Annotated in this window: 5 protein-coding genes; all 5 read right to left on the reverse strand. The window is 44.0% G+C overall.

All coding sequences use genetic code 11. From position 1 onward, the window contains the following. Window positions 1–184: 184 nt before the first annotated feature. Window positions 185–8,578: a carboxypeptidase regulatory-like domain-containing protein gene (locus D9X91_RS17880; RefSeq protein ID WP_121682024.1), complete on the reverse strand. Its 8,394-nt coding sequence runs from the start codon at window positions 8,576–8,578 to the stop codon at window positions 185–187. Between the two features lie 277 nt (window positions 8,579–8,855). Next, window positions 8,856–9,320, reverse strand: coding sequence for an SRPBCC family protein (locus D9X91_RS17885; RefSeq protein WP_121682025.1), 465 nt, complete (start codon window positions 9,318–9,320; stop codon window positions 8,856–8,858). A gap of 264 nt (window positions 9,321–9,584) precedes the next feature. After that, entirely contained in the window at window positions 9,585–9,833 is a 249-nt protein-coding gene (locus D9X91_RS17890; RefSeq protein ID WP_121682026.1) for a hypothetical protein, read from the reverse strand. Window positions 9,834–9,980: 147 nt separating this feature from the next. Then, window positions 9,981–11,330, reverse strand: a complete 1,350-nt coding sequence (locus D9X91_RS17895; RefSeq protein WP_121682027.1) for a WD40/YVTN/BNR-like repeat-containing protein — start codon at window positions 11,328–11,330, stop codon at window positions 9,981–9,983. Between the two features lie 263 nt (window positions 11,331–11,593). Beyond that, a complete protein-coding gene (locus D9X91_RS17900; protein ID WP_121682028.1) occupies window positions 11,594–12,745 on the reverse strand; it encodes an acyl-CoA dehydrogenase family protein in 1,152 nt (383 codons plus the stop codon). Window positions 12,746–12,772: the final 27 nt, after the last annotated feature.

Raw genomic sequence — 12,772 nt, forward strand, 5'->3', positions numbered from 1 at the left:
ATTGTCGGGCATCAAACCACCCTTTTGATTCCCTTCCTTCACCTTTTAGAAGAGTTTCGAGCGTCAACTCCTGCCTGCACCACCTCTTTGAACCAAGGCGCAGTTTCGATCCCTGTTATTTGATGCACCCTTATTTCAAATTACATTATGTAGACTGTATCATCTATGGATACAGTCATCTTTTTTACAAGCCGCATTGAAAGACTATGGTTCCAGCGTCCAGGGAAATGTTTTCTGTTAAGTCAAGTTGAATCCAGTCATAGACCTTATCAACCTGGAAGCATCCGAAAAACTGTTCGATTTGCCCATTGATGGATGTGCCTATCATCTTGCCACATACATTATTCAATAAATCCCTCGGGGCGCAAGTCATTACTTCCTTGCCTATCACTGCAGAAGCAGTGGAATAGAACCCTGCACAAACTCTTAATCTCACAGATGCATTTCCGTTCCTAGCATTGCCGCTTCCTCTGCAAACCAGACCATTTTGGCATGAGAAAGAATCAATTCGCAATTCAGTGGATGTTCCTTTTGGTGCACATACGATTACATCGTCCATGATCTTGAATGGGATAGGGACAGATACACACCTTGTTCCGGTCGTGACCAAAACAAATTGGATATATCCACCGAGTGAAAAGAATACCCGCTGAAGTTCTGCCCGTTCTCCTGATGGGAGGATGAATGGAAAATCCCCTCTTCCCAATTCTTCATATGAAAGTCGTTCTGGCTCAATTTCATTCCCCTCCGAATCTGTCAATATACAATCCAATGAAACCAGGTTATCCAATTGACAAAGATTGATGGCAATTGGATTCAATCGGATATTCAGAAGAACCGTCTCTCCATCTCCGACGATAACGGTGAATTCTCTTGAAATGTATCCTTCCGCAGAAGCCTCGATCACATAAGTTCCTGCTGACAGCCCGCTAATCAAATAAAGTCCCTGGGGATCTGTCAAATAGCTGGCCGTTGCCTCTTGAGAACCTTGAAGAAATACTTGAATCAAGGCTCCTTGAATCGGTCTATTCGTGACGTTGTTGACAATCCTTCCCTCAACGGCAGATGGGTTTCCTTCCAGCTGAAAATTAACGGTTTGATCAGGAGGGATAGTCGTTTGGATCGTCTGTGTGATAAAACCAGAAGCTGATGCCTTCACATTGAATTGCCCGTTTGGAATTGTTTTCAGACTGTAATTGCCGTTTTGATCTGTAAGAGAGTAATCCACCAATTCATGTGTTGCAGCATCGAATATTTGAACCAAGGCTCCTTGAACCGGATTGCTTCCACTATCCGTTACAGTACCAGAAATAGTCGATCCAGTTGGATCCAGCGATGCGTCGACAACCAGACTGTCGCCTTGGTTAAGTGTGACAGGTACTGCCTCGGTAGAATATCCGGGAGCATTAAATACAAGCTGATAAGAACCAGGATGTATATTATCGATCAAATATGCCCCAATTTGGTCTGAGTAGACCGTTGAGATTATGATGCCGGTTCCAAGAACTACAAGTCTTACAGCTGCGCCTTCGATCCCAGAAGTTGTTACACTATCCGTCACAGTACCCGATATACTTGATAAACTTGGCTGCAGGCTAATGTTCAACGACCTTGTCTCACCATCCGTGATGCTCAAGTTGAAGGTTTGCTGCCCAAAACCTGGCGCAGATGAAACAATCGTATATGTTCCTGGCGGCAGTCCAATGATGGTATAGGTTCCATCGTTATCGGAAATATCACTATCGACAGGAACCGTCGTCCCTTCCAAAAACACCTGAACTAATGCACCGAATATAGCCTCCCCGTTTCCGCTGCTAAGGACTTTTCCAGTGATAATGGATCCCTCAGGCTGTAATGCCGCGTCTATGGTTTCACTTCCACCGGAAGACAGTGACACATTTTGAAGAAAACTTGTATATCCACTTGCGCTGATCACTACCTGATATTGACCTTCCTTCAAGGTCGTTATATTATATTGGCCAAAGTCATCCGTATATTGGCTGGCAGCCAAAGCGCCACCTGATATTGAATATACTTGGACAAGTGCATTTTGAATGGGATTCATGGTCATTTGATCGGTCACTTGCCCTTGAATCTGTGCTGGTGTATCAAGAAGGGAAGCATTAACGGTTGTTGTAGTGTTGGGGGCCAGGATGACAGGAATGGCTGCCGATGCATAACCAGTTGCTGAAATGACAACCGTAAAGCTGCCGGTTGGGAGGTTTGGCAGCATATAATCCCCGTTTTCATTAGTAAATGCGCTTTGGACGATGATGTCAGTATTGGGTACGATGAGATCAACCCTTGCATTTAGGATGGCAAGATTAGTGGAGGCATCTTTAATATTCCCCTCTACTGAAGCCGGATCCGGCGTCAATGACACATCGATTGATTTCATGTCGCCAGGCGCCACGATCACCTGTGTCGTAAATGCTTGAAAATCTGTCGCAGAATAGACGATGCGGTAATTCCCCTCTGACAGTCCTGCAATGGTGTAAATTCCATTGCTGTCGGTCAGTGTGCTGGAGATCAAAACATTGCTTCCTTGATCGAACACTTGAACCAATGCCCCAGAAAGTCCTGTATGATTGACATCATTTTTAACAATCCCTGTAAGAGTAGCCGGATTTGGAAGGAGTGCTGCATTGATAACCTTGGCTTCTCCTGGGACCAAGTTAAATAATATCCTTTGAGAACCATATCCATCGGCAGAAAAAACAACATTGAAATCACCTTCCGGCAATCCCCCGATGGTGTAGTTGCCGGAAACATCTGTATAGGTGCTTGAAATTAGCGGTCCACTGCCATCAAAAAACACTTGGACAAGCGCATTCGTAATCTGAGCAGTTGTTAAATCATCCGATACGACGCCAGAAATCGATCCAGGGAATGGCTCCAATGATGCATCGTATGTTGTATAATCTCCTGGCTGCAGAGTAATGGAAGAAATGACGGAATTATAATCACTGGCTGAAACGACGATGTTATAGGTTCCTGCAGGGATCATTGCCAATAGGTAATCACCGTTTACGTCCGTTAAAGTCTGACTGATGATGATATCACTACCCGGAACCACCACACTGATGGATGCACCTAAAATACCGCTCATGGTTACAGCATCTTGGATATTTCCAGAAATATCAGCAGGTGATGCTGGAAGTGACATATTTTGTACGATTGTGCTGTTGACAGGGACCACAACGCCGATGGTCCTGGAAGCATATCCTGGATAAGATGCTGTGATGGTATAGCTTCCAGCCTGCAGCCCTTGAATGGTATATGATCCGCTTCCATCCGTCTGTCCACTTGCAGCAAGTATATTCGTACCGGAAAAATACAGTTCTATCGCTGCGCCTACAATTGGTACTGTGGTAACTTCTTCAGTAATCAATCCATTCAACACTGAAGGTTGTGGCTGTAATGGGATATCAGCAGATGATGTTGCATTCGCCACAATGGTTACTTGCTTCTGATTGGATTGATAATCTGCATTTACAGCTGTCACTGTATAGCTTCCTGGGACCAAGCTGCCAATATGATAGAATCCAGATGCAGCAGTTTGGACCGTTTGAACGACAGTCCCTTGTGCATCAATCACTTTAACCAGTGAATTCGGAAGCCCATCATATGTTACAGCGTCCGTGACGTTGCCGCTCACTTCACCTGGCTGCGGCGGCAATTCGAAATCAGCTGTAACTGTTTGGTTGCTCAATACATTTACTCCCTGAGCAATTGTTCCATAATCGGGAGCACTTGAAACCACTATATATACACTTTCATTCAACCCTATTGTCCTATACATTCCGGCTTGATCGGTTATGGTTGAAAATACAATTGGTCCTGTCGCTGACATTTCCCTTACCACGATAGTAGCACCCGGAATGGTTTGAGCTGGATTCACCTGATCACGAACAGTTCCTTCGATATATCCAGGATCTGGTGCGAGAGCGAAACCAAGAATCGATTGAGAATTGGATTGAATCTGGGCACCTGCAGTTTGTGGTCCATAATTTACTGCGCTTGCAACAACGGTATAAGTTCCGGGGTTCAAGCCGCTCACCATATATTCACCAAAAGAGTCAGATTGAACTGTAGCGACGATTGTATCAGTATTATCAACCACCTGAAGTACCGCATTAACGACAGCTTCTCCAGTGACCATATTCGTGACATAACCCATAAGGCTGCCAGGATTCGGAGTCAAGATTAATTGCGTTGATACTATATCGCCTGGATTAGTAAAGACCGAAACAGAATTCGATCCATAATTTTGAGCAGATGCTGTCAACGTCAACGTTCCGTATGGAAGTCCATTTACCTGAAACGTCCCATCCTGTCCAGTGACAGAATTTCCTACAGCTAGACCGCTGTCATTGAAAATAATCAAGGCAGCCCCGGGAATTCCTTGCATTGATAATCCATCGACTATTGTCCCCTTGATGGTGACAGGGACTGCTTCCAATCTCAAGGTGACATTCGTAGCAATACCTGATGATACACTGATTGGTGTGGTCATGCTGTTATAGCCTGATACTGCTGCTTTAATGAAATAATTACCTGGTTCGATATCCGGCAGCGTGAAGGTCCCGTCGGAATTGGCAACCGTATTGAGAAGAGGTGTGTTTTGAAGACTTAAAAGCGTGATTTGGATGTTGTTTCCTGTAATCGGGTTACCGACAAGATTTTGGACTGCTCCACTGATGCTGCCTGGATTTGGAGAAAGGGAAATATTTGCGATTGTCGATTGATTGCTTGTAACTATCGCCCCTATTTGAGCGCTTCCGAAATTATTGGCTGAAGCAATGACATAATAGCTTCCTGGTGGAAGATTATTTACGACATAGTTGCCAAACACAGATGATACAGTGGATGAAACAAATTGATTGGTTGACGCATTCCGGATGATGACTGTCGCACCAGAAATAGGATTTCCTGTCAATATATCAGTTATCTCCCCAGCTATGCTGCCTGGATCGGCAGTCAATTCAAAATCAATGCCTTTGATGTCTGATCCGGGTGTGGTCAAGACCCCCGTGCTTTTTGATGAGTAGTATGGGGCAGAAGCCTGCACTGTTAATGCACCAGACGGAAGACTGGAAATATAGTAATTACCATTATCATCAGAGAATCCCCTGCCCACAATCGTTTGATTTTCATCCTGGATTATGATCGTTGCATTGGGAATTGCATGGCCATTACCATCGAAAATGTTCCCTGAAACGGATGCTGGAAGCGCCATGATTTCAATGGAAACTGTTTCACTCCCTCCTGGTGGAAGGTAGACGCCTGCTGACCCTGTTGAATAGTTTAAAGCTGCAGCTGTCACAATATAGTTTCCAGCCGATATCCCTGAAAATTGAAAGCTTCCATCAGGACCCGCTACCGTTGTACCCACCAATACATTATTGACATTAAACACTTGAATCACTGTATTCGCAGCAATTGGGGAAACCAGGCCTGAAATCGTCCCAGGTGTACTTTCCAGACCGATATCGACAGGGGTTGTCGCATCTGATTGTACTTGAACACCTACAATACCAGTTTCAAACAACTGTGCTGATACATTCAGTGTATAAAAACCTGGAGTAACTCCTCCTAAGAAGTAGTTTCCATTAGAATCGGTCAATACTGTATTGATTAAAGAGCCAAAAGAATCTGTCAAGGACACTGATGCACCGGCAATTCCTTGACCGACATTGTTATTGTCATAGATTCTTCCCTGGATGCTTCCTGGATCTGGATATAAGGCAAAATTGATGGTTTCTGCTGTATTGGATTGAATCACTACATCAGAAAGCCCAATTTGATAACCACTTGCAGAAGCCACTGCGGTATAAGTTCCAGGTGCAAGGTTGGAAATCATATAGTGCCCTGCTTGATCTGAGAACGTAGACTGGACCACTGTTCCTGAAGAATCCAGGATCCTCACTTCGATGCCGGCACCTGAAATCGGCTGGGTCGTTAATGCGTCTGTAATGATACCTGTAATTCCACCAGGGTTTTCCGCGAGTTGAAAATTGACGGTTGATGTAGTTCCTGCAGAAATAATTGCCCCCATCGACATGGACTGATAACCATCTTTGCTGGCGATGACGGTAAATGAGCCAGGTTCAAGATTGGGAACTGTATAAGTCCCATCCGTTTGAGTAATGACCCTGGCAATGACGCTGCCCGTCCCGCCTTGCTGGTAGACACTGATTACAGCGCCAGAAATGACATTGCTTAAAGCATCGACAACAGTTCCGTTCAAAATGCCGGTATCAGGGGTCAAAGTGAAATTGGCAATGGCTGTTTGACCAGTAACAACAATTGCTGCCAATGTCTGTCTTGCATACCCTTGAGCATTGACGATCACATTATATACATTCGGAGCAAGGTTTCCGACAAAATAATTTCCATTTGCGTCTGTACTTGTGGTAGCAACCACAATATTGTTTAACGTAATGCCAACGATTGCATTCGCAACTGGTCCTCCAGCAGAAATATTCCCGCTTATCGCCCCTGCCAGCTTACTTAATTGAGCATTTACATTCGTATTGGTGCCAGATGCCACCATAGCTCCTATTGCTTTGTTTGCATACCCATCCGCTGTGAAAATAACGGTATATGACCCTGACGATAACGAAGGAATTGAATAATTGCCGGACGCATCTGTCATGGTTGTCGCTACTGTGACACCGCTGTTATTGACTATCCGAATATTTGCGTTTTGAATGCCACTGCCAGTGCTGCTGTCTTGGACACCCCCGCTGATTGAACCCGGATTTTGTAACAGTGTCAAATCCACATTCATTGTTCCTCCGGATGCAGTAAAGCCCACTTGAGCTGTAATGTACCCGCTGGCGGAAGCACGTAGCCGATAAGATCCAGGTGCAAGTCCATTTACTGTATAAAAACCGCTGCCGTCTGCAACGGTTGTAGCAATCACTTGAGAAGCAAGGTTCAAAATTTCAACTGTCGCCCCTCCTACCGTTCCACCCCCGGAAGCAAAAATCGTACCGGTGATAGTCGTCGGGAGTGGGTCAAGGGTAAAGTCCACCGTTTCCGTTTCATTGGGGTCAACGATGACCGATTTTTGTTGTGATTGATAAGAAGTCTGGCTGACCGTCACCGTATAGTTCTGCGGAGTGAGATTGGAAAAGGAATATGTGCCATTGGCCGCTGTTGTGCTTTGAAGAACAAGGACCCCTGCTGCGTTGAGCAAGTTGACCTGTGCCCCCGCAATCGGAATAGATCCATTATCCATAACTGTTCCTTGAATCGTTCCAGGAAGTGGTGTCAATAAAATATTTTGATTGGTCGCCTGTCCGCTTACCACCGTAATCGATACCGTATTATTCGAGTAATTGGCATTGCTTGCCCTTACGTTATAGCTGCCAGGAGCAATTGATGTAAAACTATAGATTCCCGATGTGTCGGATGTTGTCGTTGCAATGACAGTCACGCCCTGCAGCAGTTCTACATTCGCACCTGATAACGGAAGTCCGCTTGCCTGATCTAACACCTTTCCTGTAACACTACCAGCTGCTACAACGGGTATGGAAGCAGACGCGTTATTTGATTGAATTGAGTTTCCTGTAAAACTGTCCACACCATTTGCAAATGCTGTATCAAGCGGCCTGGATCCTGCCGCAGAGAAAAGCCCTGAAGCAGAAAAAGTCAAAATAGCAGACGCCCCTCTGTCTAAATTCCCTACATTCCAAGTAAGGATTTTGGAAGCAGGATTATAGACAGCCGTTCCTTTGGAAGTACTGGTCACATTGAAGCTGCCGACCGTGTCCAACCCGATCGTATCTTGCACGATGATGGTCGTTGCACTGGATTTCCCGGTATTGTTCAATGTCAGCGTTCCGGTCCAAGATGCCTGCTCGCCTATTAAAACGCTGGCAGGACCAGAATTGATCATTTTACTTGCCGTCAGCTTCGCCCTTACATCCGCTAAATCGGCAGAGGTTGAATCGGAAAGTGCATTGGAGAAACTGAAACCTTCATCGGTCCGCAAAGAGTCTTTATTATAGTTGTTGGCATTTGTAGAAGAAAAAAAGATTGCTTTGATTAGGCTGGAAGAATTGATGCCTAGCGTGGAAAAGAATGTCGCTGCAGGCAAGAACCAATCGAGAAAATAGTCAGGATTGCCACCGAAGCTGGAATCTGCCTGTACGACTCTTGCAAAGTTATAGTTAGAAATGGCTTGGGAAAAATTCGGCTCCCCGCCTCCAAGTCCTTCTGCCGGATCGTTCCAGGAGTTGACCTGGATCGTTGTATTTTTAATTAAGTTTACAGTACTATTCAATCCGTTGACATTAAAAAGCCAATTATACGTCCCCGCTACCCCTGTTGTATTAATCAGCACACCCCAGGAAAAGTTTTGAAACCCCGTCAATTTATTATTCCTGGGATCTTCGTTTAACCGCAGCCGGAAATAAACATTTGTTCCATCATAAGCAAAGAATGCAGCTGGATATGTTGAGTCCCCGACAATATCCGTCGATCTCGGCGACTCATCATCCGTATGGTCAAACAATGGAGATCCATTCACCAAAATCGGCAAATACTGTGTATTGCTTGGAAATGCCAATATATAGCACCACCTTTCATATCATTGTGATATTGTATGGTGCAAGGATAGTACAAGTTTGTATATATGCCCCAAGAATTGAAGAAAAAATAGGTATATGGTTTCAGTGTTACGGTAATGGTTTGAGAGTTTTTTTACGATGGGTCGTCCATTAATGATAAGTTGAAATTTCCGCAGAATATCATTAATTCACGACCCATGTACTGCTGCGACATCAATAATTACAATGCTTTTCGCTGATTAAGAAAAAGCCTTTAATTAGGACAATCCCTTGAATTTACCCTTTCATTTCTTGTTCAGCCAACTTTTTAAGTTCTCTTGATCTTTGGATGATGAAACTTTTCATATACTTTTCTAAAAAAAGAGCATCTGCCAGTCTGCCAATGAATCCAAGTGGAGATTTATACATGAATGTGTCTGTCATCCAAGTTCCATTTTCGTCTTTTCTAAATTCATGTGTATGGACAAAGGATTGGAATGCGCCTTTTACCATGACATCTACAAAACGATAGGGACGATTCATTTCGATGATTTTGGCAGTCAAATTTTGTTTAACTCCAAAATGGATCGCTTCCCACGTTACATGCTCCCCAGCTTCAATCAAGCCGGAAGTCCGGCCGCCTACTGCTCTTTCTTTGTTTCTTTTATCAACGGTTTTTGTATGTATATCGATATCCCTTGCTAAATCGAAGCACTTTTCAATATCTGCTTGTATAAAAATAGTAAATTTAATGTTCGGCAATGGATGGGCCTCCTGTATAATTGGTCTGTCAAAATAATATAATTAAGGTCGTTTAGCGAATCTACTGGGCAACTTCTTTCTTTGGGACACGCTTCGGCTCTTTTTTCACGAATCTGTGTCTCATCCATCGCTTTTGATTGCCTCTTCCGAAAAGATGATCGCAATTAAAATAGGAATCTTCTTTGTTTGAAGATTCCCATTCCAAGTATATTATAAAATAATTTCATTATGTGGACATAAATAATTGGATTGTTTGGCTAATTATTATGCTGTATGAAGCCCGTCTACAGTAACCGTCCTATAGGAATCCTCGATTTGCCCGATAACTTCAAAGCCATTATTTATCTCAGAATACCCTTCTGTTTTTTCACAGGATGAACAGTGGATTTCATCTGAGGTGAATTTGGTCCGAAATTCCGTTCCGCATTCAAGGCACTTGACGATATGGGCATCTTCTCTGTTTCCTTGGCGGTCAAAAAGGATCACTTCTTTTCCTTTAGTCATATATTTCATATCTATAACCCTCCTATTTTAGTTTCACTTTATGGTCTTAGTAAAAAATACCCGCAGTGTATAGTTCCAAAACATTATTTTTCAGTTTTTTCTATAATTTTCCGCCATATAAAAAATCCGGCTATAATCAGCCGGATTTCCATATTGTCAATTATCACTTGTTTTTTCGAATGTATGAACTTCCTCCCAATCAGTCCCCCCATTTTTGGTGGTATACAAAACAGAAGAGTTTTCATTGTCATTCGTTATCCACCAACCATGATGATCGTCAGCCATTGCCAACAATGGTTCATTGAAGCCAGAAAATGCGGCGTCACTCGTATGCCAGCTCTTTCCTCCATCATTGGTCCAACCCATTGTATTCGGTTGATCGCATGCAGGGCATGTTCCGCCAAGAAATGCTGTTTCGGTATTTACCACATAGAGTGGACCGGGTTTTGATCCCTTGTTGTCCGGAATATTCGGGTGCTTCTCTGGAACTCCAGGTGCCGGACCACCTCCGGCCGTCGATTTTGCCACAACCGGGAGCCAAGTTGCACCTCCATTCTTCGTATGGAAAAAACTATAGGAGGTTTGAGTCATCCCTGTTCCGCCAATCAGTTCAACCCATGCATCTTGAGCACCAGCTGAGCGGATGATGGCTCCGTTGAGGCCATACATGAATTTTTTTGAAAACACTGGATTCCAAGAGTTTCCGCCGTCCGTTGTATTCATGACCTGAATTTGTTTATCTTTAAGCGTTACAGCCCATCCATTCTTTGCGTCATGGAAATAGGGCTCTCCTATTATGTTTGAAGGGACATTAAGTTTGACCCAAGTCTTTCCGCCATCTTCGGAATGAGCATTGCCAACGAAAGCATCATTCGTTGATCTGAAATGCAAAAAGCCATCTTGAGGCATTCTTCCAACGGTCATCCAATGTTTTCCTCCGTCGTCGGTTTTCAAAATCCGTTTTTGAGTTGGACTGTCCTGTTCATCGGCAAAGACTACCCAAGCCTGTTTTCCATTGAGAGCAAAAATTTGTTGTGCTGTTTGTTCACCTTCATATTGGATGCTCCAATTCTTTCCGTTGTTATCAGACCTCGCTATCCATCCATCTCCCCCGATCCAGCCAGAATCTGCATCAATCATCCGAACGGAAGTGATCTTCTCCATCGATACGTTTTTATCCGGAGCGTCTGATGAACCGCTTGACGATTGGTCATCAGAGGCGCCTCTGGAAGAATCAGCTGTACCAGATGATTGATCATCCGAGCCTTTATCACTTGAATTGGATGTACCAGTCGATTGATCAGTGTCATTCTTTGAATCCGAATCAGTCACGCTTGTTTTTCCATCGTCCTTATTAGTCCCGCTGCTATCCTGATTTGCTACGGTTCCTTGTTCTGAATCATCGCCTGACGAAACGGGTTTACCAGCGTGGTGGCTGCATCCGGCTGCGAAAATTAATATTATTGAAAGGAATAGGAACAACCACCCTTTTTTTATGGCTTTCATGAAAATTCATCCCCTTTTAAAACTTTTTCAATTATTAGACGTAAAAGATTGAATTTTTATTACACTTTTTCCGCCCATATTTTACTATTTCCTTTAGATTGTTTTTAAAACTGAACATGACAATTATAAAAAGTTAAAGAATGTTGAAATTCATCGGAGGATACCCGCTTTCAGATGTGGCGGAAAAAAAGCCTAAATAAAAAGCATCGAGAAGTGGGCAACTCGATGCCTTTTTTCAGATCAAAAGCTAAAAAACAATTCAATTAATTACCCCGTTCAAGTGCGCTTTTGGCCAACAGCATGATGGTCATGTCATCCATCGGTGGGTTGTGGATCCCTGCCCGGACATCCCTGTAAAAACGCTGAAGCGGATTTTTTAATGATAAACTTTTCGCTCCGACTACGCGCATTGCCAGATCTACGACTACAATTGCAGCATTTGTTACAGCCAGCTTGACTGCCCCTAATTCAGGAAGCATATCTGCCTGGTCAGCTTTACTGGCTTCATCCCACTGTTTGGCAACAGAATATAGAAAACTCCTGGCTCTCATCATCTCCAGTTCCATCTCCCCGATTTTCTCTTGGACATTCGGAAGCTCGCTGATGGTCCCTTTGATGCTGTTCGGAGAATATTCCTTTGAAAATTGTATCGCATAGGTTTGGGCCGCTTGTGCTATGCCCAGATAGCATGCCGGAATATGCAGCAGCCAGCCTTCTGCCCCCTTCTTGCCTTTCGAACGGACATCTACAAAATGTTGATGTGGGACGTGGACATTTTCCACAAACAAATCATGGCTACCCGTACCCTTCAATGCGATGCTGTCCCAAGTCTCTTCTATCCTTACGCCTGACGATGCAGCTGGAACGAGGAAATTACCTACTTCCCCAGTTTCTTCTATCGTTGCACTAACCAGGATATAATCCAATGCCGGTGCCAGACTTGTAAATGTTTTATGCCCGTTCACCAACCAGCCATCATCGGTTTTCACTGCCGTAGTTTCAGGCTTTCCCCCCCTTGTGGGACTGCCTGTTTTCGGCTCTGTCGCTGCGGCGTTGATCAACTTCCCATTTAGAGCTTCGGAAAAAATGAATTCAAGCATATCATCTTCCCATTTTCCCTTTTCCCCTAAATTTTTGATGATCCCCATATGCCAGCCGATGGCCAGCGCTGTAGAACCATCCCCTTCGGCTATCCGTTCTTGCAGCCTGATCATCTCGTATAGGGAAATGTCCTTCCCCCCGAATTGTTTCGGCACTGTCAAGGCAGTATAACCCGATTCCTTTAATTCCTTTATATTTTCGAACGGGAATCCGTTGTTTTCATCGATTTCGGCTGCCCTTTCGAAAAATCCATCTTTTAACTTTTCCATCATTTTCAGTCGTTCATTCATCGTTTCGGCTTGTAGAAAATCCATATGGAAGAACCTCCAAAATTTGATGTC

The sequence above is a fragment of the Falsibacillus albus genome, assembly GCF_003668575.1.
Classification (GTDB): Bacteria; Bacillota; Bacilli; order Bacillales; family DSM-25281; genus Falsibacillus; species Falsibacillus albus.